The organism is Myxococcus sp. MISCRS1, from assembly GCF_026626605.1.
Taxonomy (GTDB): domain Bacteria; phylum Myxococcota; class Myxococcia; order Myxococcales; family Myxococcaceae; genus Myxococcus; species Myxococcus fulvus.
Genome location: NZ_JAPNKB010000001.1, coordinates 5,229,447 through 5,255,305 on the forward strand (window position 1 = coordinate 5,229,447; position 25,859 = coordinate 5,255,305).

23 protein-coding genes and 2 pseudogenes are annotated in these 25,859 nt (G+C 70.0%); 20 read left to right on the forward strand and 5 right to left on the reverse strand.

All coding sequences use genetic code 11. From position 1 onward, the window contains the following. Positions 1-127 precede the first annotated feature (127 nt). Positions 128-457: a DUF3817 domain-containing protein gene (locus tag OWM54_RS20720; protein WP_046717183.1), complete on the reverse strand. Its 330-nt coding sequence runs from the start codon at positions 455-457 to the stop codon at positions 128-130. Positions 458-651: 194 nt separating this feature from the next. On the opposite strand from OWM54_RS20720, the gene OWM54_RS20725 reads away from it, so the two are divergent. The 3 genes from OWM54_RS20725 to OWM54_RS20735 are packed head-to-tail and all read left to right on the forward strand — an operon-like array spanning position 652 to position 2,215. Then, positions 652-1,056, forward strand: coding sequence for a hypothetical protein (locus OWM54_RS20725; RefSeq protein ID WP_223750964.1), 405 nt, complete (start codon positions 652-654; stop codon positions 1,054-1,056). After that, positions 1,053-2,015 carry a hypothetical protein gene (locus OWM54_RS20730; RefSeq protein WP_267698589.1) on the forward strand — a complete coding sequence of 321 codons (963 nt, stop codon included), beginning with the start codon at positions 1,053-1,055 and terminating at the stop codon, positions 2,013-2,015. Before OWM54_RS20725 ends, OWM54_RS20730 begins: the two co-directional genes overlap by 4 nt. A gap of 32 nt (positions 2,016-2,047) precedes the next feature. Then, the gene (locus OWM54_RS20735) at positions 2,048-2,215 is read left to right on the forward strand and encodes a hypothetical protein (protein ID WP_267698590.1); all 168 of its coding nucleotides are present in this window, start codon (positions 2,048-2,050) and stop codon (positions 2,213-2,215) included. 8 nt (positions 2,216-2,223) lie between these two features. On the opposite strand, the gene mobA is transcribed toward OWM54_RS20735, so the two are convergent. Then, positions 2,224-2,841: a molybdenum cofactor guanylyltransferase gene (gene mobA / locus OWM54_RS20740; protein WP_267698591.1), complete on the reverse strand. Its 618-nt coding sequence runs from the start codon at positions 2,839-2,841 to the stop codon at positions 2,224-2,226. 631 nt (positions 2,842-3,472) lie between these two features. On the opposite strand from mobA, the gene glp reads away from it, so the two are divergent. The 16 genes and pseudogenes from glp (at position 3,473) to OWM54_RS20820 (ending at position 20,091) form a co-directional block, all read left to right on the forward strand. Beyond that, positions 3,473-4,735, forward strand: coding sequence for a gephyrin-like molybdotransferase Glp (glp, locus tag OWM54_RS20745; protein ID WP_223750961.1), 1,263 nt, complete (start codon positions 3,473-3,475; stop codon positions 4,733-4,735). Between the two features lie 97 nt (positions 4,736-4,832). Then, entirely contained in the window at positions 4,833-6,215 is a 1,383-nt protein-coding gene (gene mobB / locus OWM54_RS20750; protein WP_267698592.1) for a molybdopterin-guanine dinucleotide biosynthesis protein B, read from the forward strand. A 339-nt stretch (positions 6,216-6,554) separates the two neighbouring features. Next, positions 6,555-8,048, forward strand: coding sequence for an exopolysaccharide biosynthesis polyisoprenyl-phosphate hexose-1-phosphate transferase EpsZ (epsZ, locus tag OWM54_RS20755; RefSeq protein ID WP_141329052.1), 1,494 nt, complete (start codon positions 6,555-6,557; stop codon positions 8,046-8,048). A gap of 110 nt (positions 8,049-8,158) precedes the next feature. Beyond that, on the forward strand, positions 8,159-9,709 hold the full coding sequence (wzx, locus tag OWM54_RS20760; protein ID WP_223750959.1) for an exopolysaccharide biosynthesis flippase: 1,551 nt from the start codon (positions 8,159-8,161) through the stop codon (positions 9,707-9,709). A 9-nt stretch (positions 9,710-9,718) separates the two neighbouring features. Continuing rightward, a complete protein-coding gene (epsY, locus tag OWM54_RS20765; protein WP_223750958.1) occupies positions 9,719-10,348 on the forward strand; it encodes an exopolysaccharide export protein EpsY in 630 nt (209 codons plus the stop codon). 3 nt (positions 10,349-10,351) lie between these two features. Then, a complete protein-coding gene (gene epsX, locus OWM54_RS20770) occupies positions 10,352-11,584 on the forward strand; it encodes an exopolysaccharide export protein EpsX (RefSeq protein ID WP_141329057.1) in 1,233 nt (410 codons plus the stop codon). Between the two features lie 15 nt (positions 11,585-11,599). Continuing rightward, positions 11,600-11,776, forward strand: coding sequence for a hypothetical protein (locus OWM54_RS20775; protein WP_170300513.1), 177 nt, complete (start codon positions 11,600-11,602; stop codon positions 11,774-11,776). Between the two features lie 30 nt (positions 11,777-11,806). After that, entirely contained in the window at positions 11,807-12,211 is a 405-nt protein-coding gene (gene epsW / locus OWM54_RS20780) for an exopolysaccharide biosynthesis response regulator EpsW (RefSeq protein WP_141329058.1), read from the forward strand. Further along, positions 12,208-13,731, forward strand: coding sequence for a PCP family exopolysaccharide biosynthesis protein EpsV (epsV, locus tag OWM54_RS20785; RefSeq protein WP_267698593.1), 1,524 nt, complete (start codon positions 12,208-12,210; stop codon positions 13,729-13,731). The genes epsW and epsV overlap by 4 nt, the downstream gene beginning before the upstream one ends. Before the next feature lie 24 nt (positions 13,732-13,755). After that, a complete protein-coding gene (epsU, locus tag OWM54_RS20790) occupies positions 13,756-14,964 on the forward strand; it encodes an exopolysaccharide biosynthesis GT2 family glycosyltransferase EpsU (protein ID WP_324289134.1) in 1,209 nt (402 codons plus the stop codon). A 131-nt stretch (positions 14,965-15,095) separates the two neighbouring features. Continuing rightward, positions 15,096-17,192: a YfbK domain-containing protein gene (locus tag OWM54_RS20795; RefSeq protein ID WP_267698594.1), complete on the forward strand. Its 2,097-nt coding sequence runs from the start codon at positions 15,096-15,098 to the stop codon at positions 17,190-17,192. A 171-nt stretch (positions 17,193-17,363) separates the two neighbouring features. Further along, positions 17,364-17,936, forward strand: coding sequence for a hypothetical protein (locus OWM54_RS20800; RefSeq protein ID WP_267698595.1), 573 nt, complete (start codon positions 17,364-17,366; stop codon positions 17,934-17,936). A gap of 174 nt (positions 17,937-18,110) precedes the next feature. Continuing rightward, positions 18,111-18,509, forward strand: coding sequence for a carboxypeptidase-like regulatory domain-containing protein (locus OWM54_RS20805; RefSeq protein ID WP_267698596.1), 399 nt, complete (start codon positions 18,111-18,113; stop codon positions 18,507-18,509). 90 nt (positions 18,510-18,599) lie between these two features. Continuing rightward, positions 18,600-19,184, forward strand: coding sequence for a type IV toxin-antitoxin system AbiEi family antitoxin domain-containing protein (locus OWM54_RS20810; protein ID WP_267698597.1), 585 nt, complete (start codon positions 18,600-18,602; stop codon positions 19,182-19,184). Beyond that, positions 19,181-19,429 (forward strand): annotated as a pseudogene (locus OWM54_RS20815) (nucleotidyl transferase AbiEii/AbiGii toxin family protein); the annotation flags it as partial. The gene OWM54_RS20810 and the pseudogene OWM54_RS20815, both read left to right, overlap by 4 nt. A 110-nt stretch (positions 19,430-19,539) precedes the next feature. Continuing rightward, positions 19,540-20,091, forward strand: coding sequence for a nucleotidyl transferase AbiEii/AbiGii toxin family protein (locus tag OWM54_RS20820; RefSeq protein ID WP_267698598.1), 552 nt, complete (start codon positions 19,540-19,542; stop codon positions 20,089-20,091). An 11-nt stretch (positions 20,092-20,102) separates the two neighbouring features. Here OWM54_RS20820 and epsH read toward each other — a convergent pair whose 3' ends face one another. After that, the gene (gene epsH, locus OWM54_RS20825) at positions 20,103-21,410 is read right to left on the reverse strand and encodes an exopolysaccharide biosynthesis glycosyltransferase EpsH (protein ID WP_223784175.1); all 1,308 of its coding nucleotides are present in this window, start codon (positions 21,408-21,410) and stop codon (positions 20,103-20,105) included. 54 nt (positions 21,411-21,464) lie between these two features. On the opposite strand from epsH, the gene wzy reads away from it, so the two are divergent. Next, the gene (gene wzy, locus OWM54_RS20830) at positions 21,465-23,057 is read left to right on the forward strand and encodes an exopolysaccharide repeat unit polymerase (protein ID WP_267698599.1); all 1,593 of its coding nucleotides are present in this window, start codon (positions 21,465-21,467) and stop codon (positions 23,055-23,057) included. Between the two features lie 24 nt (positions 23,058-23,081). Here the strand turns inward: wzy and OWM54_RS20835 are convergent. Further along, a pseudogene (locus tag OWM54_RS20835) lies at positions 23,082-24,050 on the reverse strand (hypothetical protein); the annotation flags it as partial. Between the two features lie 123 nt (positions 24,051-24,173). Beyond that, complete coding sequence (gene epsF / locus OWM54_RS20840; RefSeq protein ID WP_223750950.1) at positions 24,174-25,742, reverse strand: response regulator EpsF; 1,569 nt, start codon at positions 25,740-25,742, stop codon at positions 24,174-24,176. Positions 25,743-25,859: the final 117 nt, after the last annotated feature.

Consider the following 25,859-nt stretch of genomic DNA (forward strand, 5'->3'; position numbering starts at 1 on the left):
GCGGAATGCTCGCACAGCTTGCTCGCGCGCGCGAACTCCTTGGAGGGCTCGCGCCCGCTCCGCGTGGAGCACGAGCCGACGTGTGAGGTCGGGTGACGCCCTCGGCGGAGCCTCCAGCGCTCTGGGTTCAGGAACCCAGGGGGCCGGCGGCACGGGGGGTGGTGGAGGCTTCCTCTTTCCGGAGCTTCGCGTCGAGCAGGAAGTTGCCGAACGGCACCAGCGACGCGCCGAACGCGAACACCACGCGCGAGAAGGACCAGCGCAGGGCGATGGCCACCTCCATCAGCGCGAAGAGGTACAGCACGAACAACAGCCCGTGGGCCATGCCCGCGAAGCGCACCGCCAGGGGCATCCCCGCCGCGTACTTCAGGGGCATCGCGATGAACAGCAGCGCGATGAAGGACAGGCCCTCCAGCAGGGCCACGGCGCGGAATCGTCCAAGAGGGGTCTTCAGCATGAGGGTCTCCTCGTCCTCTCTCCCACCCCCAGGCCTGTCCGTCCATGCGTCAGTGTGACGCACCCGGAGGCACGCTCGCCCGCCAGGTGTGCCCGGCGCGTACCCCGCCGCCTTCGAGCCGTGTCATGCCGGGCGCTAGAATGGACGGCGGGCAGGACGTCGGCGTCCACCCAGACCCACGAGGGGGGAACATCATGTCGGGAAACGACAAGCTGGAGTCCACCATCCAGGTGCCTCGCGCGGACCGGAAGGGGGCGAAGCTGGTGCTGGAGCGCCCCTCCGGCACGCTCAACACCGTGGCCATGCGGCTGGTGGTGAGCGGGAAGATGCAGGGCCAGGAGCGGCGGCAGCTGCACTCGGCGACCTTCGCGGGAGAGACCACGCTGCCCCTGCCGGATGACTTCCTGACCAGCGCGGCGCAGGGCTTCGTGCGCGTGGTGTTCTCCGTGGCCGACCCCGCGGGCGTGGGGGCGCGGTTCCTCCAGCGCGCCTCGCTCGTCTTCGAGAAGGGCGGCAAGGAGGCCCTCTGGGATGACTTCTCCCTGGAGAAGGGCTCGGTGGCGGACTTCATCACGCTGACCTGGACGGTGGTGGAATGAGGGCGGCGCTCGCGCTGCTCACGGCGCTCTGCGCGGGGGTCGCGAGTGCCCAGGCCACACCGCCGAAGCCGAACACGGTGGAGCTGGACTTCCCGAGCATCCTGCGCGGCGGCTCGGAGGCGGCCGCGGGGTTGGATGTCGCCACGGCGGGAGAGCTGGTGCACCCGGCGAACCCCACGGCCCTGGTGGCGAGCCTGCGCGGCGTGGGCGCGGTGCTGAATGGAACCCAGGCCTCGTTCGCGCTGCAGTTCAATCCCTACCTGCTCACCGAGGGCTTCGAGCGGCTCTACTCGGAGGCCGTCGCCTCCCGCAATTCGTCGCTCGTCACGCGGCTGCTCCAGGACACGGCCATCACGCTGGGCATCGGACAGGACACGCCGTTTCCGGACGCGGCGCCCCAGAAGGGCCGCTTCGCCACGGTGATGGCGGGTGTGTCCATGGACGTGCTCGGAGAGCGCAGCATCTACGGCGCGCGCTACAGCCAGTGCATCGCCAACGTGCTGGCGGACCCGACCCTGTACGAGTTCCCCGACAAGCCCCTGCCCGGGGACTACGACAGCGCGGAGGACTTCAGGAAGGCGGACGCCGAGTACCGGGTCGCGATGGAGGCCACGCGGCAGGCGGGCATCGCGCGAATCCGGCAGGGGCTCCCCGCGTGCACGAAGGAGTCGCGCGCGTCGTCCAGCGCGCTGTTCCTCTCGGCGGGGGGACGCTGGGTGACGCCGGGGCTCGAGTCGCAAGACGGGGATGGGGTCGCCATCCAGCGCGGGTTCGGCGCGGCCACGTTGGAGTTGTTGAGCGACGCGGACGCGAACCTGGAGGTGGCCCTGCAGGTCCGCGTGCTGCAGGAGCGCGCGCGGCCGGAGCTGTCGATGGAGAAGTGGGTGGACGTCGGCCTGTCGTTCGGCGTCGCGTCGCCGCGCTTCCAGCTCAAGCTGGAGGCGACCAGTCCCTGCTGAAGCTGGGAGGCACGGAGTCGAGGCGGGCCAGCGTGGTGGCGAGCACGCGGGTGCGCCTGGGCGACAACTTCACGGTGGGCCTGGGCGTGCAGGGGCAAGGCGAGGACATGTCCGATGCGCTCGGACAGATTCGCCCCAGCCTCGTGCTCGACCTGGCGGAGCTGCCCACGCTGCTCCAGTCCGTGCCGACGCCGAGGTGAACCGTGGCTCACCGTGGCGGCAGCGAGACACCGTGCCGCGCGAGGTCCTCGGGGGTGTTGACGTTCACCAGGGAGCGCAGCGTGGGGTCCACCGCGCGCAGTGCGCTCTCGGGCAGGACCCGGGAGCGGAAGCGTGAGAGCAGCCGTCGCAAGGACGGGTCCTCCGGGAGCAGGGTCCTCCAGTGGGGCGCCAGCTCGGCGCGATACACGGCGAGGAGCGGCTCCATCCGTCCCTCGGCCTCGAAGCACACCGCGTCCACGTCCTCGCCGCGCGCGGCGAGCAGCACCCGCAGCGCCTCCAGCGACACGAAGGGCATGTCGCACGCCACGGTGACGACCCAGCGCGTGCGCGACGCCGTCAGCGCCGCGTGCACACCCCCTGGAGCGCCCTTGTCCGGGACCGGGTCCGCCACCGTGCGCAGGGCATATGCCGCGTAGGGAGCGGGGGCGTTCGCCACCAGGAGCACGTCGCCGAAGTGGGGGGACAGCGCGAGCTGCCGTGACAGCACGGTGCGCCCCTCGACCTCCAGCAGTCCCTTGGGCACGCCCGACAAGCGACGCCCCTGACCGCCCGCGATGATGGCGAGCGTCACGTCCGGGAACTCGGTGCCAGGGCGGGGGGCCATGAAGAAGGGCGCGTGTCCGGCGGAGGACCGTGGGGCCCGCGCGGCTGGAGCATGACATACACCGGGGGCCTGTCGCGGACAGGTCCCGCGCTTCCACCTTCGGACCATGACGCAGGCCATCTCCGGGGCACGTCTGCGCTGCTCATCGTGCCGTCGGGAGGCCGACCATCGTGGCCTGCAAGGCCTCCCGACAAGCGCACCGGGCGCGTCCCTCGGAAATCCCTCACCCAACACCCCGTGGAGCCACCCGCCAGACAGGATCCGCAACCCGACCGCTGGCCCCCGCGCCCGGCGAGGTGTCCATCCATCGTGGTCCGCAGGGCCTCCCGACAAGCGCACCGGGCGACCCTCGCTACTTCTTTTGAGTCAGGTGCCTGGTGAGTCTCTTCCTGCCCAGCACTCCGTCCGATGAACTTCGCATCCGCCGGTGTCGTGGTCTTCCACGCCTGGCCTCGCGTCGAGGCATCGCCCGAAACATCCTCCGGACGCCACGGCCAGTCCCCTGGCGGTCACCCGCCAGCCAACGCCCTCCGGATGACGCACCGGCCCACCTCGTGTCCGGCAGGCGGGCAACCGTCACGGGGTACGATGGACAAGGCGCCGCTCCCTCGACGTAGTCTGCGCCGCGTCGATGCCGCTCACGTCCCTTCACACCGCCCGGCAGGCCGCGCTCGAAGCCCTCTCACCGACGGCTCCCGAGTCCGTGCTGCTGCTCGACGCCCACGGCCGCTTCCTCGCCGAGGACGTCCGCGCGGTGCGCTCGCTCCCCGGCTGCGACAACTCCGCGATGGATGGCTGGGCCGTGCGCGCCGAGGAGACCCGCGGCGCCAACCGGGACCGCCCTGCTCGACTCCGGGTCGTCGACACCGTCTACGCGGGCGCCCTGCCCTCGCGCGCGCTCCAGCCCGGAGAGGCGGCCCGCGTCTTCACCGGCGCGCCGATTCCCTCCGGCGCGGATGCCGTCATCCGACAAGAAGCCGCGCGCGCGACGGAGGACGGTCGCCACGTGGACCTCTTCATCACCGTCCCTCCGGGCCATGACATCCGCCGCACGGGCGAAGAGGTGCTCGCGGGCACGCTCCTGTTCAGCGCGGGTCAGCGCTTGAGCGCGTCGGCGCTCGGGGTCCTCGCATCCCAGGGGGAGACCCACGTGCGCGTGAGGTCCGCGCCTCGTGTGGCGGTGCTCGCGACGGGGGACGAACTCATCCGCCCGGGCCAGCCCGCGCTCTCGCATCAGGTATACGAGAGCAACTTGATTCTGATAGCGGCGCTCGCTCGCGAGGCCGGCGCGGACGTGCGCCACCTCTCCCGCGCCCGTGATGACGAGCAGGCGCTGCGCGAGTCCATCGAGCACCTCGCGCCACAGGTCGATGTGCTCATCACCACCGGTGGGGCCTCGGTGGGAGACAAGGACCACGTCAAGCGGGTGCTCACGCGCCTGGGCGCGCGCTTTCTCGTGGACGGCGTGGCGCTCAAGCCGGGCAAGCCCGTGGCCGTGGCGAGGTTGGGCACCACCGCCGTCGTCGTGCTGCCGGGCAACCCGGGCGCGGCGAGCGTCGCGTTCGACCAGCTCGCGCGGCCCCTGCTGCTCCGGCACCAGGGAGTCCTCGAGCTGCGCCGCCGTGTCCGCGCGCGCCTGTCCGAGCCGCGCCACAAGCAGGCGGGCCTCACGTACCTCATCACCGCCCTGCTCGAACACGACGACACGGGCGCCCGCGCGGTGCTGCGCCCCCAGGGCGCCGGACAGATTCTCCAGAACGTCCAGGCGGATGGTTGGGCCGTCCTGCCTCCAGGCCAGGCCGACTTCGCCGAGGGAGACGTGGTCGAGGTGGAGCTGTTCGACCGTCCGACACATGTCGCCGTCGACGCCCCCACCGGGGGACAGCCCACATGAGCCGCGTCCCCACCATGCGCATCCACGTCGCCGAGGACGACCTCGCGCGCCGCATCCGCCCCACCCAGGTCGACGCCACGGCTGCGGGGCTCCACCCATGAGCCGCGTCCCCGCGGTGAGCATCATCGGCTGGTCCGGCGCCGGGAAGACGACGCTCCTCGCGCGCCTGCTCCCGGAGCTCGCCTCGCGCGGCCTGCGCGTCGCCGCCGTGAAGCACTCCTCCGACGCGCACCCGCTCCACCGCCCCGGCAGTGACACCGCGCGCTTCCAGCGGGCTGGCGCCGTGCTCACCGGCTTCGCCACCCCCGAGGGCGTCCAGCTCACCCACGACCCGGCCCCCGCGGACAGCCTGCCCACGCTCCTCTCCCGCCTCGTCGGACGCCTGGACCTCGCCCTCGTCGAGGGCTGGAAGGACGGCCCCCTGCCCAAGCTCGAGGTCTGGCGCGAGGGACTCGGCCCACCCCTGGCTCCGTCACGGCCCGAGGTCTTCGCGCTCATCACCGACTCGCCCCCCCCGAGTCCCACCAGCCCACGAGTCCTCTCCCCCGAGGACCTCGGCGCCATCGCGGACGCGGTGCTCGAGCACCTGCGCCCGCCCCGCCCCGAGCCCCTCTCCCCCGCCGACGCGCGCGGCGTCGCCTCCAAGCCCGTGCGTCGCTGGAACGGCGCCACCTTCCAGCCCACCGAGAACGACGCCCTCGCCGTCGAAGAGCCGCTCGAGCTTCGCGTGAATGGCGAATCACTCGTCACCACCATGCGCACCCCCGGACACGACCGGGAGCTCGCCGTGGGCTTCCTCCTCGCCGAGGGCCTCATCCGGGGCGCCGAGGACCTGGGCACCCTCGCCCACTGCGGACGGCCCGGAGAGGAAGGCTGGGGAAACGTGCTCGAAGTCACGCCCGCCCCAGGCGTCTTCCTCGACCCGGAGCCCCTGCGCGCCACCCGTCGCGGAACTCTCACCACCTCAGCATGTGGAGTGTGCGGGAGGCGCAGCGTCGAGGACCTGCTCACCGGCTGCACGCCCCTGCCGCCAGGCCCCGTGCTCTCCCCCTTCGCCGTGGCCCGCGCCACCGAGCGCCTGCGCGACGTGCAACGCAACTTCGCCCGCACCGGAGGCGTCCACGCCGCCGCCGCGCTCGACACCGAGGGGCGCCTGCTCGCCGCCTTCGAGGACGTGGGCCGACACAACGCCGTGGACAAGGTCGTCGGCGCGCTCGTCCTGGCGGGCACACTCCGCGCAAATCTCGCGCGCCCCGCCGATTTGACGCGTCAGCCCGCGCTCCTCGCCGTGAGCGGACGCGTCAGCTTCGAAATCATCCAGAAGGCCGTCCGCGCCCGAATCCCCGTCGTCGCGGGCGTTTCCGCGGCCACCACCCTGGCCGTGGACCTGGCCCTGCGTTCCGGCGTGACGCTGGCCACGTTCGTGCGGGACGGCCGCTTCAACGTCCACTCCCACGCGGAACGCCTGGCGGGCGCATAAACCCATGAATTCCCGGCGCACGTCTCGCATGCATCCAGCCCCCCCTCCACGCCCGTACCTCTTCACGTCAGACCGGCACCGTAGATGCAGTATCCCGCACGGCTCCTTCGCAGCGGGGAAGCGAAGGGAGCACTCCCGGTGTTCGCTGGGACCCCGTGAGATGCGACGAGAGTCGGATGATCCAAAGATTTCACACCATGTCACGTCTTACTCACGGTGCGGGGGGTTGCAACGCACCGCACAAGCATGGCAAAAAGCAGTTCTTTCCGACTTGAAGATTTTCAGCCTCAACGGCAGCCTCTATCTGGACTGAACGCTCGGTCGAGCAGGTAGAGGGGGGTGGACACGATGAGCAGCGCAAGTACTGGTGCGGCGGTCGGTGCTCCTGGGTCGGCATCCGCTCAGGGCAACGTGGGGGTCGTCGCGGCGGAAGAGCAGGTTCCGGGGCCGAAGCTGGCGCCTGGCTTCGCGGCGAAGTTGAACCTGACGGTGGACCTGGTCCTGATGACGGTGGTCCTGACGGCCTCCGCGTGGATGGACGGCCAGCTGCGGGCGGAGCCCGGGTGGCTCCTGCCCGCCGTCGTGCTGGCGTCGCTGGTGGTGTGGATCATCACCGGCACGGCCCTGTGCCTGTACGACTCGCGCTTCGCCGAGCGCAGCCGGCTGGACCACGTCGCGCTGGTGTCGGTGACGACGCTCGCCGTGGTGACGGTGCTCGCGGTGGCGAACCTGGCCCTGCCGGAGACCCTGAAGGTCCCGGGCCTGGCGCCCCTGCTCATCCTGTTCTGGCCCGTGGCGCTCTTGCTGCGCCTGTTCGTCTTCCGTCCGGTGGCGGCGCAGGAGCGCCCCATGGACGCGGTGCTCATCGTCGGCACGGGGGCCATGGGCCGCTACTCCGGCGAGGACCTGACGCGCCGCGGCCGCCGGCAGATTCTGGGCTACGTGCGCTTCCACGACGACACGGGCTCCATCGGCGAGCTGCCCTCGAAGGTGCTCGGCACGGTGGATGACCTGGAGCACATCCTGCGCAACACGGCGGTGGACGAGGTCTACATCGCGGGCAACACGCTCAAGCAGGGCGAGGCGATGCAGGCCGCCATCAAGCTGGCCGAGCGCTTCGGCGTGCCCTTCGCGCTGCCGGCGCACACCTTCCGCCTGGACCGCGCGCGCCCCGTCGACAGCCGCGCGGTGGCGGACGGCTTCCTGCACTTCGCGGCGGTGAGCCCCAAGCCGCACCAGATGGCGATGAAGCGCCTGTTCGACATCTGCGTGTCCGCGGTGGCGCTGTGGATGCTGCTGCCGCTCCTGGGCTTCGTGGCGCTGATGGTGAAGCTCACGTCGAAGGGGCCCATCTTCTTCAAGCAGTACCGCGTCGGGCAGAACGGCAAGCCGTTCTACATGCTCAAGTTCCGCTCCATGGTGGTGAACGCGGAGGAGCTGAAGGAGAAGCTGGCGGCGCTCAACGAGCAGTCGGGCCCGGTCTTCAAGATGAAGAACGACCCGCGAATCACGGGCATCGGCCGCTTCATCCGCAAGTTCTCCATCGACGAGCTGCCCCAGTTCATCAACGTGCTGCGCGGGGAGATGAGCATCGTCGGCCCGCGGCCGCCGGTGCCCAGCGAGGTGGCCAAGTACGAGACGTGGCAGCGCCGCCGGCTGTCGGTGCGCCCGGGCCTGACGTGCATCTGGCAGGTCTCCGGCCGCAACCAGATTTCCTTCGAGGAGTGGATGTACCTGGACATGCAGTACATCGACCACTGGACGCTGACGAGCGACCTGCGCCTGCTGCTGCAGACGGTGCCGGTGGTCATCACGGGTCGCGGGGCCAGCTAGGCCTCCAGGCGACCTGACTTCCCGCGGGGGTGGCATTGACGTGCCGCCCCCGCTCGTCTTCTATGCACCCGGGCCGTCCGGCCGACGCCGGGAGCGCCCGACTCCCCACCGTGACTACCCACAGCGAATCCTCTCAGCAGAACGCCCAGGAGCATGAGCGCTCCCACGAGGCGATGGGCGCGGTGCGCAACGGCCTGCAGCTCGGCGGCTCGCTGCTGGTGACGTACGCCATCGCCTTCGGCATCCGTCCGCTGCTGACGCACTACCTGTCGCCGGAGGCCTTCGGGCGCTTCAACTGGGCGGACAGCTTCTCCGCCATCTTCTTCATCGCCACGAACCTGGGCCTGGAGATGTACATCCGCAAGGAGGTGTCGCGCAGGCCGGAGCACGCCAGCGACTTCTTCGGCGCCTCCATGCTGCTGCGGCTCATCCTCACCGTCGTGCTGATGGGCGCGCTGTCGCTCGTGATGGCGTGGCGCGAGGACCCGCCGGAGATGCGCGCGCTGGTGTACGTGTTCGGCGTCGCGCAGCTGCTCGTCATGTGCAACGCGTCCATGGCGGCGCTGCTGCACGCCAAGGGCAAGGTCGCGGGGCTGTCCATCTCCAACGTCGTCACCAAGGTGGTGTGGGGTGGCGGCCTGCTGGCGGTGGGCGTGCTGGGGCTGCCCTTGCCCTGGCTCGCGGTGCCCGTCGTCGCATCGGAGGCCATCAAGCTGGGCATCGGCTGGTACCTGGCGCGCGTGCACATGGGCCTGGTGTTCCGCGTGGACTTCCCCGCCACGTGGAAGGTGTGCAAGGCGGGCCTGCCCTACTTCCTCACCGCCGCGGCGCTCGCCACCAACGGGCGGCTGGACATCATGATTCTGGGGATGCTCGGCAGCCACGAGGAGGTGGGCTGGTACTCCGCCGCGTGGAGCATCTCCAACGTCACCTTCGCGCTGAACCCCGTCATGGGCTGGGTGCTGCTGCCGCTCATGTCGCGCGCCGCCGCGCGCTCGGAGGAGGAGGTCAGCATCATCGCCCGCCGCGCGCTCGAGGGGACGCTCGCCGTGACGGTGCCCATGATGATGCTCATCGTGATGGGCGCGCCCTTGTGGATTGGCCTCCTGGGCCGCGACTACTCGCTGGCGGTCAACCTGCTGCGCCTGCAGTCGCCGCTGTTCGTGCTCGCGTTCGTGACGATGACGTGCGGCGCGTGGCTCACCATGACGAACCGCGAGTGGTGGGTGACGGGCACCAGCATCTTCGGCAGCCTGCTGCTCAACCCGCTGCTCAACCTGCTGCTCGTGCCCTGGCTGTACGCGAAGTACGGCGACGGCGGCGGCGCGGCGGGCACGGCGATTTCGCTGCTGCTGATGGAGGTGGTCATCACCATCATCATGCTCGGCCGCATGGGCCGCTCCGCGGTGGACCGGCGGCTGCTGGTGCGCGTGGCGAAGACGGCGGTGGTGTGCGTGGCCATCGTCGCGCTGGACCGCACGGTGCTCGCGCCGCTGTCCGACTGGCCGCGGCTCATCGTCGAGGCCTCGCTGTACGTCGTGGGGGTGCTGGCGCTCGGCGCGGTGAAGCCGGGCGAGGTGCTCGCGGTGGTGAAGCTGGCGCGCCGCCGAGGCAACCCCGAACCGGAGCCGGCCGTCGTGGCCGTCGCCCCCGCGCCCTGAAGGAGCCCCATGACCTCCCCGCTCCGCTCCCTGCTCCGCCCGGCCTCGCGCGTGCTCGCCACCGCGGGGCTGGTGCTCGTGGCCTCCGGCTGCACGGGGCTCGGCAAGTACACCTGGGTGGACGAGTACCAGGAGAAGCCGCCCCCGCTGGACGCCAGCTACCGCATCGCCGCCGGCGATCTGCTCAACATCCGCGTGTGGAACCAGGAGTCGCTCACCACGCAGGCGCGCGTGCGCGACGACGGGCGCATCAGCCTGCTGTTCCTGGACGACGTGGAGGCCGCGGGCCACAGCCCCGCCATGCTGTCGCAGCAGATCCAGACGCGGCTGAAGGACTACATCAACCACCCCGTCGTCACGGTGGCGCTGGAGATGCCGCGCCCCATCAAGGTGACCATGGTGGGCGAGGTCAACCGCATCGGTCCGCTGGAAATCGATGTGGGGGCCAGCCTGCTACAGGCCCTGGCCGGCGCGGGCGGCTTCACCGAGTACGCGCACAAGGACCGCATCTTCGTCATGCGCCAGGACGACGGGCAGGCGCCCGTGCGCATCCGCTTCCGCTACCAGGACCTCATCCACGCCGAGGGGCGCGCGCCGTCGTTCCGCCTGCGCCCCGGTGACGTGGTGGTGGTGGAGTGAGCGGTGCTGGGGGCGGCGCTCACCGCGATGTGGCTGGAGGTCTGTGGGGCCTCCGTCTCCTACACCGCGTCGGTGCGGGTGGACTCGCGCGTGCGCTCCAACGAGGACCCCGCCGAGGACGCGCCCACCCTCGCCGCTGACACGGACTTCACGCCGATTCTGGGCCTGGAGCGGCGCGAGGGGAACACGTCGCTCCAGCTGGACTACGCGCCGCGCATCAGCCTGCGCGAGGTGACGGCCAGGGCGCGCACCGAGATTCAGCACATCGGCCGCTTCGCCGCGCTCTGGCGCCCCGAGCGGGGCCTGTCGTTCCGGCTGAGCGAGGAGCTGGTGCTGGGCAGCGTGAACCTGCTCACGCTCGACGCGCTGCCCTCGCTGGACCCGGACCCCATCGACCCGGACGGCCCCATCCGGCCGCCGCAGGGCGGAGGTCCGCTGCAGCCCCTGCCCGAGGCGGACACCGTCCACTTCCTCTCCTCCGCTACGTCGCTCACCGGCGAGACGGGCTGGCTGGGGCGGCGCTGGCAGCTGTCCGGCACCACGGGCTTCACCGTGAGCGGCGGCCTGGACGGTCCCGCGCGCGAGGCCGTGCCCCTGCAGTACGGCCCGCGCCTGGACGTGTCCCTGAGCCACGCGCTGTCCCCGCTCAGCGCCATCACCACCTCGGCCGCCGCCACCTACGCGCGCTTCTCCACCGGGGCCAACAACACCGTGGTGACGCTGACGGAGAGCTGGACGGGCCGCATGACTCGCCGCACGGGCCTGGAGGCCGGCGTGGGCGCGAGCATTGTCCACACCGTGACAGCGGCCGGCGGAGTCGAGCCGGACCCGGCACCTCGCACGGAAGTGCTGCCCAACCTCACGCTCGCGGTGGGGCACCGCATCCCCTCGCGCACGGCGGACTTCGACGGGCGGCTGGGCGTGCGCGTCTCCCCCTTCACGGACCGGCTGACGGCGCGCGTCTATCCGCGCGCGGACCTCACCGCGACGGGGACGTGGGCGCTGGGGCCCCGGGTTCGCGTGGGCACCACGGCGGGGACGGCCTTCGCGGTGGGCGGGGCCACGGGTGACAGGTTGGTGTCCGGCGGGGTGACGGCGTCCTGGATTCTCAACACCTGGATGTCGGTGGACGCGGATACCCGGGGGACGTGGAGCCGCTCGCCCGAGTTGCCGGCGGCCCGGTTCCAATGGGCGGCGGTGCTGGGCCTGTCGCTGCGGCAAACTGGTATCCTCTGAGCCAAAGCGAAGGCCATGGCGAAGCTCATCCTGATGTCCGTCCTCATCCTCACGATTGCCCTTCCCGCGAAGGCGGCGAGGGACCCGAATCCGTCGCGAGGACTGAAGAAGGCCATCCTGTGGGTGATCCTCTTCAACGCGGCATACACCTACGGCGTCATCGTCTGGGTGCCACGGCTCGGCTTCCACTGAGCGCGACTGAGAAGAAAGGCTGACGACGCAATGGAGCCCCAAATGCACACGGTCCTCCTGGTGGAGGACGCGCCCTTCTTCCGGAAGATGCTGGGCGACTACCTGCGTGCCATGGGATTCAAGCAGGTGGTGGAGCTGCCCAACGGGCAGGCGGCGCTCAAGCACCTGGCGAGCGCGGAGCGTCCGGACCTGGTGTGCCTGGACCTGACGCTGCCGGACATCTCCGGCTACGACTTGTGTGAGCACATCCGCAAGAACCCGGGCATGACGGATGTGCCGGTGCTGGTGGTGAGCGCGCGGGATTTGCCCGAGGACAAGGCCCACGCCGAGGAGGCGGGCGCCAACAGCTACCTGGGCAAGCCCTTCACGCAGGAGGAGTTCTCCAAGCGGGTGAAGCACCTGCTCAAGAACGCGCCCGTGAGGAGGACCTCGTGACGGCGCCGGCCCTCGGGCCTCGGGGCCCCCGGGCCGCCCCCGCCGCTCCGGCATACACGCCCGAGCGCGTGGAGACGAACGCACCGTCGGACCTCATCGACTGGGGCTTCGCCATCGACGCGGTCTTCTATTTGAAGAACGCGGTGCTCAGGCATTGGTTCCTGGCGTTGGTGGTGATGGCCGCGGTGTCCGGCCTGGCGGCGGGCGTGACCAAAATCATGCCGCGCAAGTACCACGTCGAGACGCGGATGCTCACGCAGCGCAACTTCATCATCGCCTCGCTGGCGAACCCGGGCCGCTCCATTCCGGTGGACGCGGACCAGCCCACGCGCGCGGCGTGGGAGATGGTGATGAAGGCCGACAACCTGAAGGCCGTGGTCCGGGACGCGAAGCTGGTGGAGTACTGGGAGCTGCAGCGCTCGCCCATGAGCAAGCTGAAGGAGAAGCTCTTGCGCAAGCCGCCGCCGCCCATGTCCGACGAAGACAAGGCGGACGCGCTCAGCGCCATGCTGGAGCAGTCCATGCTGGTGATGGTGGAGGGTGGCACGGGCACGGTGACCATCGGCGTGGACTGGAGCGACCCGCAGCTGGCGCTCAACATCGTCGAGGCGGCGCAGAAGAACTTCCTGGAGATGCGGCAGCAGGCGGAGATGGGCGCGGTGGCGGAGGCCATCACCATCCTGGACAAGCAGGTGGTGGACGAGGCCGAGGGCATCAAGCAGGCCATCGCGTCGCTGGACGCCACGGTGAAGCGCGTGGAGGCCAAGCGCAAGCGCGAGGAGGCCAAGCAGAACAAGGGCCGTGGCGGCGCGGCGGCGCAGGCGGCGGGCGCCTTGGGCATCAACACGAACCACCTGCTCGCGCAGATGCGGTTCATGGTGCAGACCAAGCGTCGGGCCATCTCGGACGTGGAGGAGTTCCGCGCGCGGCGGCTGACGGAGCTGCGCAACCAACTGGCCGAGCAGCGCGTCATCTACTCGCCGCAGCACCCGCTCATCACGGACCTGGAGCAGCGGATTGTCGCGCTCCAGGAGGACTCGCCGCAGCTGGTGGCGCTGCGCTCGGAGTTGAACGAGCTCATCAACGAGTACATCCGCAACGGCGGGGACCCGGGGGAGCTGGAGCAGGGGACCACGGGCGGGCCGCTGCTGGGCGCGGCGGCGTTTGGTGGGCCCGCGACGGCGGACAACCCGGAGGTGTCGGTGGCGGCGGACCGGGTGCGGATGCTGGTGATGCGGCACCAGGAGAAGATGCGGCGGCTGGACCAGGCGAAGACGGAGCTGGAGATTTCGCGCGCGTCGATGAAGCACCGCTTCAGCGTGCTGTCGCCGCCGACGTTCCCGGAGAAGCCGTCGAAGCCGAAGGTGCAGCTCATCCTGGCGGCGGGTGTGGTGGGTGGCATCGCGATGGGCATCTTCGCGGCGGTGGCGCTGGACATCATCCGTCGGCGCATCCTGGAGAAGTGGCAGGTGGAGCGAATCCTGAAGCTCCCGGTGCTGGCGGAGCTGGAGCGGCGCTAGGGCGCGTGCTCGGGGGAGACAGTCGTGACGGTGTGGACCTGGGTGGACCTGGCGCTGTGCGTGGCGCTGCTGCCGGTGGCGATGGCGTGCGGCTATCTGCTGCTCCTGACGGTGCTGTCGTGGCGACGCGCGGCGCCGGTGCCGCCCGCGCCCACGCGCAAGTTCGACGTGGTGATTCCGTCGCACAACGAGGAGCTGGGCATCGCCCGGACGGTGGCGAACCTGTCCGCGGTGGACTACCCGGCGTCGCTGCGGCGCATCCTGGTCATCGCGGACAACTGCTCGGATGCGACGGCGCAGAAGGCGCGCGAGGCGGGCGCGACGGTGCTGGAGCGGCATGACACGCAGAAGCGCGGCAAGGGGTACGCGCTGGCGCACGCGTTCGAGTTCAGCCAGAAGGACGGCTTCGCGGACGCCGTCGTCGTGGTGGACGCGGACACGGTGGTGTCGCCGAACCTGCTGCATGCGTACGGGCGCAGGTTGGAGGACGGGGCGCACGCGGTGCAGGCGCACTACGGGGTGATGAACCCGACGGCGTCGTGGCGCACGCGGCTGATGACGATTGCGCTGGGCATGTTCCACAAGGTGCGCTCGCTGGGGCGCGAGGCGCTGGGGGTGTCCTGCGGCCTGCGTGGCAACGGGATGTGCTTCACGCACGCGGTGCTGCGCGAGGTGCCTCACGACGCGTTCAGCGTGGTGGAGGACCTGGAGTACGGCATCCGGCTGGGCCGCAAGGGGCACCGCGTGCACTACGCCTGGGAGGCGGAGGTGCAGGGCGAGATGGTCTCGGCGGAGAAGCAGAGCCGCTCGCAGCGTCAGCGCTGGGAGGGTGGGCGCGCGCAGATGCGCAAGCTGCACGGGTGGCCGCTCTTGAGCGATGCGTTGAAGCAGCGCAGCGGGTTGTTGTTGGACTTGTCGATGGACGTGCTGGTGCCGCCGTTGAGTCAGCTGGTGCTGGCCGCGGTGGGCAGCGCGGTGGTGGCGTCGGTGTTGGTGTGGCTGTCGGGCGGGACGGCGGTGTGGGCCTCGGCGGTGGCGGGCTTCGCGCTGATGAGCCTGGGGGCCTATGTGCTGCGCGGATGGTGGGTGTCCGGCGTGGGACCGCGTGGGCTGTTGGACCTGGCCTGGGCGCCTGTGTACGTGGTGTGGAAGGTGGGGTTGATGTTGCGCGGCCCTGGCGCGGAGAAGCGCGGCGAGTGGGTGCGCACCGAGCGCGAGGCCGAGCGGCGCTGAGTCGTTGACGAAGGACCGGGCCTCACGAGGCCCGTGCTGAAACCATGATGGAGACTGGAGCCTCGCGTGAGGCTCGGGCGCCATCGGTTTCGGAGGCTGTCCACCTCTCTCGCTGCTCCGAGGTGGACCTCATGAACGCTGTCCTTTCACGACTGCTAGGCGGGCTGCTGGTGCTGCTGGCCCCGCTGGCGCTCGCCCAGAACAGCAACATCATCGGCACCGTCATCGACGTGAAGAGCCGTCAGCCCCTTCCCGACGTCGTCATCACCGCGACGTCGCCCAGTCTCGTGGGTGAACGGAGCGCCGTCACCGACGCCAAGGGCGAGTACCGCATCCCTCAGCTCCCTCCGGGCGTCTACACCGTCCGGTACGAGCGGGAGCACTACAAGCGCTACGAACGCGGGGACGTGAAACTGAGGCTCGACCGCACCCTCCGCATCAAGGTCGAGATGCTCGCCGATGACGCGCTCATCGTGCCCATCATCAGTACACCGCCGACCATCGGCCCGGGCTCCACCACCACGGGCGTCAACGTCGACCAGGAGTTCATCAAGCGCATCGACAAGGCTCGGCCTCCTGAACCGTCGCGCTCCTTCGAAGCACTGGCGGAACTGGCCCCGGGCCCCGCGCACGACGCATACGGCGTCCCCCTCAACGGGCAGGTTGCCGTCGCGAGCCCTCCACCCCAGGACAACGTCGCCCCCGCCAAGCCCAGCATGTCGATGACGCTGCGACTCCACCCCGCCCCTCCGCACCAGGCGCCCACCCAGCCCCACCACGGCGAGCCGATGCCCCGCTCGCGCTACTCTGACATGTACTTCAAGGGGTACGGGGTGAACCCCACCGTCAACACGGAGGAGGAGCGCTTCTCCACGTTCTCCGTCGACACGGACACGGCCTCGTACACACTCACGCGCAGCTACCTGAAGCGCGGCGCCATGCCGGACGCGCGCGCCGTGCGCGTGGAGGAGTTCGTCAACAGCTTCGACTACGGCTACGCGAGCGCGAAGAGCGCGCCCTTCGCCGTCCACGTGCAGGGCTTCCCCTCACCCGTGCGCAAGGGCTACCAGGTGCTGCGCATCGGCGTGAAGGCGCGCGAGGTCTCCCGCGCCGAGCGCAAGCCCAGCCACCTCGTCTTCGTCATCGACGTGTCCGGCTCCATGGCCATGGAGAACCGGCTGGAGCTGGTGAAGCAGTCCCTGCGCCTGTTGGTAGCGGAACTGGATGAGCGCGACCTCGTGTCGCTCGTCGTGTACGGCTCACGGGCCCGCCAGGTGCTCCCGCCCACGAGCGCGCTCGACACGTCACGCCTGATGGACGCCATCGACGGGCTCCACACCGAGGGCTCCACCAACGCCCAGGCAGGACTGGAGCTGGGCTACCGCATCGCCGTCGAACACCTGCTCGAGGGCGGCATCAACCGCGTCATCCTCTGCTCGGATGGCGTGGCCAACGTGGGCATCTCCGACGCGGATGGCATCTGGGAGAAGGTGAAGTCACTCGCGGCCCGGGGCATCACCCTGTCCACCGTGGGCTTCGGCATGGGCAACTACAACGACGTGCTGATGGAGCGGCTGTCCCACGTCGGCGAGGGGAACTACGCCTACGTGGACGAGCTGAAGGAGGCCCACCGCGTCTTCGTGAAGAACCTCACTGGCACGCTCCAGGTGGTGGCCAAGGACGTGAAACTCCAGGTGGAGTTCGACCCGAAGGCGGTCTCCCTCTACCGGCTGCTCGGGTACGAGAACCGCGCGCTGACGGCCGAGCAGTTCCGCGATGACCGCGTGGACGCGGGTGAGGTGGGCGCGGGCCACTCCGTCACCGCGCTCTACGAAGTGAAGCCTCTCGAGAACGCCCGGGCACTGGGCACGCTGCGCATCCGCTACAAGTCGCCCGAGGGCGGCACATCGAAGGAGCTGGCGACCCCGTTGCCCCGAGCCACCCTGCGCCCGAGCTACGCCCAGGCTGGCGAGTCCACCCGACTGGCCTACGTGGCCTCCGCCTTCGCCGAGAAGCTCCGGGGCTCGTACTGGACGCGGCCGCTGACCTACGACTCGCTCCTGGAGTTGTGGAGCGGGGTGGGCCCGGAGCTGAAGGCCCGCGAGGACGTCCGCGAGCTGGGTGACCTCATCCGCCGGGCCAGGGGCCTGGACCGGAGAGTGGATCCATTCGAGTCCTTCGCCCCCCTGAGGACCATGGACTTCGACCGTCCGCCCACGGGCTCCTGAGGAGGCCCCCTCCCGTTCGACCCGAAATGACGCCTTGGGTCGTATCTCCATCATGCCCACGGCCTCGAATCATGACCGAGCCATGATGAACCCGGGGACCTGCGCGGGAGATTCTCCCGTCGTGGTCCCGGATGATGGGGTTCGTTCTCCCGAGGCCATGGAGTCGAGCACGTGACGCCCTTCCTTCGCGGTGTGCTGTGTGGACTCGTGTGGATGCTCTCCCCGGCCGCCGGGGCGCAGGAGGCCGGCCCGAGCGCCGAGTCACAGGCCCCGGCCTCGACCGAGGCAACGGAGGCCTCCTGTGCCAAGGTCGAAGAAGAGGCTCTGCCTCGGTCGCAGGTGATTCGCAGGCCCAGCCGCCCGGTCGTCACGCTCGACGCGGGGCGCGGCACCTGGCCTGTCGAGACGCTGCGCATGGAGACGGGCGGCCCGACGGTGGACGTGGGCTCGATGACCCCGAGCGCGCGGGTGGACCAGGAGTTCCTGGAGCGCATCGCCGTGCGCCCCGCGGCAACGGAGTCGCGCGAGGACTCCGGAGCGACCGGCTCCACGAAGGAGGCCTCGGCCCTGGAAGACGCGCTGAGCGGAGCCCCTGCGCGGCGTGACACCCCGGAGCCCGAGTTCCGATTGAGGCGCTTCCGGTCCCTCGCGGAGCTGGCGCCGGAAACCCCCGAGCAGGTCGTCCTCGGAGACCCGGATGGGCACCACGTCCAGGAGCCCGAAGCACGTGTCGTGAGCCGCTGAGCCGCGTTCCCGAGCTCGAAGGGCCCCGGTGGCATCCCGGTCGGCTGGGCCTTGGACCAGGCCGAGCGGCGACCCCCGTCACCGCGACGCTGAGCCCCATGCCGAAACGGTGATGGGGCGAGGAGCCGCGCATGCGGTTCGCGTCAGCCCAGGCCAGGAGAATGGCCCCTCTCCATGAACCACATCGAGGCCGCCTCCGAGCTGATGGACTTCGTGCCCTACCTGCTGTGCATGGGGGTGCTCATCGTCACGGTGCCCGTCCTGGCCCGAGCGGAGGGCCACGAGTACGCGCCACCGCCAGGGGTGCTCCTGGGCATCGTCGTCGACGGGGACAGCCGCGAGCCGCTCGTGAGGGTGAAGGTCAGCGCCAGCGCATCGGAGCACACGGAGGCCCACGTGACCTGGACGGACCCGGCGGGGCGCTATCGGCTGCCCCTGCTCCCTGCGGGGACGTACACGCTGCGGTTCGAGCACCCGGATTACGCACCCTCATCCCGCACGGACATCCTGCTGCGCGCCAACCGCGCCATCCGCTCGAGGGTGGCGCTGCGCCCGAACACCTCCCGGGCCTAAGCTCCCGCACAAAACCAAAATCTGATTTTAGGTTCGTGCAGCGCGGGGCCCAGATTGACACGAAACTAAAATGGAGTTTGAGTTTCGTGCATGACGGGCAAGCGCGCGCAGGCGCCGGATTGGGACCGGCTCTTCGAGTTCGCGCTGGGGCAGGCGGGCCTGTTCACGACGAAGCAGGCGGCGGAGGCGGGTTATTCGTCTCAGCTCCTCGTTCACTACCTGCACATCGGCAAGGTGGTCCGGATCCGGAGAGGGGTGTACCGATTGGTGCACTACCCTCAGGGCCAGGACGAAGCGCTCGTCACCGTGTGGCTCTGGTCCGAGCAGCAGGGTGTCTTCTCACATGAGACGGCACTCGCCCTGCATCAGCTCTCGGACGTGCTGCCCTCTCGACTCCACCTGACGCTTCCCACGACCTGGAGACAACGCAGGCTTCGCGTTCCTCCCGGTGTCGTCATCCATCACGCCGCGCTCGACGATGCCGAGCGCACCTGGCCCGCCGCGGTGCCCGTCACTTCGCCCCTGCGGACCCTGACGGACTGCGCGAGCGTCCATCTCGCACCTGATCTGCTCCAACAAGCCATCGCGCAGGCCCTCGCGCGTGGACTCATCCGCAAGTCCGACCTCGCTCGCATCCAGAAGGCGAGCGTGGCGAAGGAGCGGCGGACACGATGAGCGTTCGCCGCTACCTGACCGGCGACGCCTTCAGAAATGCTCTCGAGCAACGGTTGAGGAAGGGCGCCCCGCGAGGGGACGACTTCAACCGGCGGCGTCAGCTCCTCGTCTTCCACCGCTTCCTCGCGCGTGCGTCCCAGGTCTTCGCGGACGCCATCACCCTCAAGGGAGGACTGGTGCTCGAGCTGCGGCTGCAGCGAGCACGCACGACCCGGGACGTCGACCTGCGTCTGACCGGAGACCCACGAGACATGCTCGCGCGGCTCCAACAGGCGGCCCAGCTGGACCTCGGAGACTTCATGCGCTTCGAACTCCGGCTCGACCCCACCACCACCCCGACATCCAGAACGAGGGCGTGCGCTACGACGGACGTCGGTTCCGCGCGGAGTGCCGCATCGAGCGAGACCTCTTCGGCCAACCCTTTGGCGTCGACGTGGCCATCGGAGACCCGATGCATGGAGCACCCGAACTCATCGAGGTGGAAGACACCCTCGGCTTCGCCGGCATCCCTCCGCCCAGGCTCCACGTCTATCCGCTCGAGACGCATCTGGCGGAGAAGCTCCACGCCTATACGCTGCCTCGGGCGCGGCCCAATACCCGGGTGAAGGACCTCCCAGACCTCGCGCTCCTGGGAAGCATCCGCTCACTCGAATCGAGGTGCCTGCGTCAGGCCCTCACCAGGACCTTCTCCTTCCGGAAGACACACGGTGTCCCGTTCTTCCTGCCCTCGCCACCACCCGAGTGGCACCGGCCCTATCAGGCCATGGCCACCCAGGACGGTCTGCCGTGGAAGACGCTCGACGTGCTCACGGAGGCGGTCCGCGCCTTCCTCGACCCCGTCCTCCTCGACGAGGACCTGGAGGCGTGCTGGGAACCCACGGCCTGGACATGGACGTCCAGGCCCTGAGTCACACGGGGTCAGTCCGCCAGCGGCATGCCCCAGTCGGGCTGCCCACGCTCGCCCAGCACCCAGCGGTACACCTCCAGCACCTGCTCCGCCTTCGCCTTCCACGTGAAGTGCTTGAAGATGCGCTCCCGCGCCCGCTCCCCCATGGGACGAATCACCGACGGGTCCTCGACCAGCTTCGTCAGCACCCCGCGCACCCGCGCCACGATCTCCTCCGGCGTCCCGATGGGCACCGCGAACCCCGTCGCCGGACTGACAATCTCCCCCGGACCGCCGTAGTCCATGACGATGGGCACCAACCCCAACGCCATCGCCTCGCACACCACCGCCCCGCCGAACTCGCGCACGCTCGGGAACCCGAACACGTGGTTCTTCGCCAGCCGCCCCTGCAGCTCCTGGTGCTTCACCCACCCGGCGAACGTCACCCCGGACTCGATGCCCTCCCTGGCCGCCTGCGCCTTGAGGTTCGGCATCTCCTGCCCGTCGCCGATGTACTCCAGCACCACCTTGCCCTCACGGATGAGCGGCGCCGCCGCCTCCATCAACATCGCCATGCCCTTGTACGGCACGAAGCGCCCCACGAAGGCCACCCTCAAGGGCAGCTCCACCGGCCCCTCCGACTTCGCCGTCCCGAAGCGCCGCGTGTCGATGGCGTTCTCCGGCACGTACACCGTCTTCCCCTGCCACTCCGGCGCCACCTGGCCCCGCGTCGCCCGCGAGCCCGTGATGATGGCCGACGCGTTCTCCCGCGTGGACTTGTAGAAGGGCATCAGCTTGTACGCGTCCCGCACGTAGCTCAGCCACTCCTTCTCCCGCCGCCGCGCGCCACCAAACCCCTTGGGCCACGGCAACCCGCCATTGAGCGGCCCCATCACGAACGGCACCCCCGCCGCCTTGCAGCGCCGCGCCAGCGTGCTCGGCGTCGTCGGGCTGATGGGCGTGTAGCGATGCACCAGGTCGAACTCCCGGGCCTTGATGCGCGCGCCGAAGCGCTGCCACAGCACCTCCTCGAAGTAGTAGTACGGCAGCACGCTCAACGCCGTCGCCGTCGTCCAGCCCACGCCCGCCTTGCCCCGCAACAGCTCGCCCACCTTGTCGAGCGGCTTCTCCACCGGCGTCGAATCCAATGCCGTGAACTGCGAGCCCTCCTGCACCCCCTGCTTCAGGATGTTCTCCCGGTTGCGCACCTGCGTGACCAGGTGCACGTCGGCCACCTCCGCCAGCGCGCGGTAGAGCGACCAGCCTTCCAGCGGGACACTCACCCAGTCGGGGTTGCACAGCTCGGCAATCAGGAGGACGCGTGGTCTGGGAGCAGGCATACGTGAGGCTTCATCTATCCCAACCGGCCCGCCAGATGTAGCCTCCCCTCCGTCGTGACGTACGCCCCGGACCGGCCCTCCTACCTGCGCTTCGTGGCGCTGCTTGGCTTCCTGGTGCTCGCCACCGTGGGAGGGGCCCTCCTGCACCCTGTGGTCGCTTTGGCCCCAGTGCTGCTCGTGGCCGTGCTGTGGCTGGTGGTCAAGGTCCCCATCCGCTACCCGGTGATGATCGTCACCTACCTGGTGCTCGCGGTGGACTACGTCCCGGAGCGGCCCCAGTCCGGGTTCTGGCCGTCCCCCCTGCACCCCCTGGGCGAGCTGCTCTTCGCCCAGCTCAGCTACATCACCAAGATTGGAGCGCTGCGCTTCCCGCTGGTGGACGTGCTCATCGTCGGCCTGTTGGGCCTGGCGATGTACCGGCGGGTGACGAAGTCGAAGATCGACCCGCCCGCGCTGCCCATGCCCCGGCCGCTCATCGCCGTGGTGGCGCTGTCACTCATCGCCATCCTCTTCATGGAGGTGCGCGGGGTGATGCGCGGCGGGGACTTCAAGAACTCGCTGTGGCAGTGGCACCAGGCCGCGATGATGCCGTTCATCGTCGCCATGTTTCACTACGCCATGCGCGGCCCGGAGGACTGGCCCATCTTCGCGCGCACCGTCATCGCCGCGGGGCTCACCAAGGCCGCCATCAGCGTCTACTTCGGCGCCATCGTCGTGCCGTCCATGGGCGTCTTCGTCGAGTACACCACGTGTCACTCGGACTCGATGACGTTCAACTTCTGCCTGCTCGTCGCCACCATGCGCTTCCTGGAGAAGCCCAAGGGGGCTCACGCGCTGCGCGGCCTCTTGCTCATGTTCTGCATCTTCATGGGCATGGTCTACAACGACCGCCGGCTCGCCTACGTCAGCTTCGTGGGGTGCCTGCTGGCCGGCTACCTCATCACGCCCTGGCCCGCCATCAAGCGCACCTTCACCCGAGGGCTCGTGCTGATGGCGCCGCTGATGCTCGTCTACTTCGCGGTGGGCTGGAACGCGCGCGGCGGCGCCTTCGCGCCCGTGCACAAGGTGCGCTCCCTCATCGACGGCGAGGGCGGCGAGGGCAACCTGGACTATCGCGACATCGAGAACCTGGACGTCATCGCGACGTGGACCCAGTTCCCGCTGCTCGGCACCGGCTACGGCCACGAGTTCCTCGAGCCCATCCCGCTGCCCAACATCGCCTTCGTCTTCCCCCAGTACCGCTACCACCCGCACAACTCGCTGCTCGGCTTGTTCGCCTTCGGCGGGATGGTCGGCTACACGGGCGTGTGGATGTACCTGGTGGTGACCATCTTCCTGGCGGTGCGCGCGTACCATCGCTCGCACGTCGCCGAGCACCGCGCCGCCGGGCTCATCATCGTGGGCTCCGTCATCTGCTACATCAACCAGGTGTTCGGAGACATGGGCATCATCTCGTACATCTGCACGTTCGTCGTGTCGCTGTGCGTGGTGACGTCCGGCAAGCTGGCCGTCGCCACCGGCGCGTGGCCCATGCCGCACACCGCCCTGGTCCCCCCCGCGCCGTCCGCGCCCGTGCCGCCTCCGGGCGCCATCATCCACACCAACCCCGAGGACACCCAGGCCCCCGCGCTCGCGAAGCACGGCTGAGCGCACGGCACTTCAGTCTCCGCCCGACAGGCCCACGGTGAAGCCCTCCGCCGTCAGCGCCACCGACTCCACGCGCTCCAGCGCGGGATATGAGAAGCCCGCCTGGGCCTTCAGGAACACCGCCGCTCGCGCCGCGCCGGGCAGCCCTGGCCCCTTCGTCGCGAGCCCTCCAGCGCGCCCCACCGCCGCCGTCGCCAGCATCACGAAGACCCGCGCCGCGTCGTCGCCCAGCACCTCGCCGTAGGCCTCACCGGCGGCCTCCAGCTCCTCGAACGAGCGCGCCAGGTCCACGCGCCGCACCAGCACCACCCACGCATCCAGCACCCGCCACACCGTGTCCACGCCCAGGTACGCCATCGCCGTCGCGGTGAGCAGCGCCGCCAGCCCCTTCGACACCGGCTCGGGCAGCGACCACAGCATCAGATACATCGCCACCGAGGACGTCAGCGTCGCGCGGAGCGCCACCGGGTCCCCCACCCCCCGCAGGGACTCCGCCGTCTCCTCCCAGACGTCCTCCATCGCGATGGCCAGCGCCAGCGCGTACTTGCCATCACTGCCGAGCAGCGGCCCCTCCTCGAGCAACCGCAGACAGTCCCCCGCGCGCAGCTCGCTGGCACACCAGCGGCCGTACCCGCGCGTCAGCGTCTCGTCCGCATACGACTCCAGCAGGTGCGGTGACGTCTCATCCGCGCCCTCTTGCACCGCGTGGAGCCTGCGCCCTTCATACAGATACACGCCGCCCCGCTCCGGGACACCGAAGCGCAGCCGCGCCTCCCGCAGCGGATGCGCGAAGGGCCTCACGTCCCGGGCGAGCTTCGTCATCGCCTCCTGGAACGTGTCCTCCCCCAGCTCCACCGGCCCGGAGTCCTCCTCGACGGGGAGGTGACGGACGGACGCTCCCGAGCCCAGCTCCAGACGAACGCTCCGCGTCGTCGAGCACCCCGTCACGATGAACAAGCACAGACACAAGGACACAGCCCGACCACGACCCATCTCAGCCCTCCGGCATGGGCGCCGAAATCACCTGATGGGTTTCACATACCAACCGACTCCGACATCCCACGCCGATGCGACACGTGTCTCACGCATCGCCCGCGTCACGCCGGCCCGGGCGCCTCAGCTCACGGGCCGGGGCAACACGACATGGAACGTGCTGCCGCCGCCGGGCCGCCCCGAGGACTCCGCCCAGACGCGCCCGCCGTGGCGCTCGACGATGCCTCGCGCGATGGCCAGCCCCAATCCCAGACCTCCGTACGACACGCCATGCGCGCGTCCGAAGCGCTCGAAGATGTTCTCCAGCCGGTCCGCCGGAATGCCCAGCCCGTGGTCCAGCACCTCCACGTGCACCCACCGGCCCTCCTCGCGCGCCCGCAGGCGGATGTCCCCTCCGTCCGGCGAGTAGCGCAGCGCATTGGACACCAGGTTGGAGAGCACCTGGTCCAGCCGCTCGCCATCGGCGCGCAGCACCAGCCCCTCGGGGGCCTCCACGTGGATGTCCCGCCCCTCCGGCAAGGGCTCGAAGTGCTCCGCCACCTCGTGAAGGAGCGCGCGCACGTCCACGTCTCCCTCCTCCAACAACAGCTCCCCGCGCTGCAGCCGCCCCATGTCGAGCAGGTTCTCCACCAGCCGCGCCATGCGACCCACGCTGCGCTGGATGCCCTCCAGGGCCCGCGCCACGTTCGGGGTCTGCTCCTCCCCCGCCTTCTTCCTCGCCAGGTCCGCGTAGCTGCGCGCCGCCTGCAGGGGCGTGCGCAGCTCGTGCGCCGCCAGGGTGAGGAACATGTCCTTCGCCTCGTTCGTGGCGCGCAGCGTCTCCACCGCGCGTCGCGCGTCGTCGATGTCCGTCGCCGTCGATATCCACCCGACCAGCCGCCCCGCGCCATCGCGCTCCGGCAGCGTGCGGCACAGGAACCAGCGGAACTCGCCATCCGTCGCGCGCCGAAGCCGGTACTCCTGCTCCTCCGGCATCCCCGAGCGGCGCAGCACCTCCCACGTCGCCTGGACCTTCCCCAGGTCATCGGGATGGAAGCAGCGCAGGTTCTCCTCGCGCTGGCGCCCCTGCTCCGCCGTCAGCCCCGCGTAGTCCAGCCAGCCCCGGTTCGCGTAGCTGATGGTGCCGTCCGCCAGGAGCGCCCAGACGAACTGCGGCATCGAGTCCACCAGCCGGCGGAAGCGCAGCTCGCCCTGTCGCTCGAGCATCCGCCGCTCGCGCTCCCACAGCGCCGCCTCCTGTCGCTGCAGGGCCCGCTGCTGGACATACAGCGCGACGAACGCCTCCGCCTTCCAGCGCAGCACCTCCGGGTGGAACGGCTTCACCACGTAGTCGGCCGCGCCGGACGCATAGCCGCTCACCAGGTTCGCCTCATCGCGCCCGTGCGCGGTGAGGAAGATGATGGGCGTGTACCGCGAGCGCTCACGCTGCCGGATGATGCGCGCCGTCTCGAAGCCGTCCATCCCCGGCATCTGCACGTCCAGGAGGATGAGCGCGAAGTCCTCGCGCAAGAGCCACCGCAGCGCCTCCGGCCCCGAGGCCGCCTTCACCAGCTTCTGGCCCATGGGCTCCAGGATGGCTTCCAGCGCCAGCAGGTTCGACGCGTGGTCATCCACCAGGAGGATGCTCGTCGTCCGTGGCTCCACCCGGGCAGGAGCATGGGGGGTGAGTTGCTCGGTGCCTTCCAAGGCCATTCCTCCCTTCCCTCCCTCCGTCAGACCCCATCGCTTAATCAGCGCGGCTCCAACGGTCAGCCCCCATGTAACTCCCCGGTCCGGCCCCTCACCGGGGAACCCCGCGCTCGGACGCCT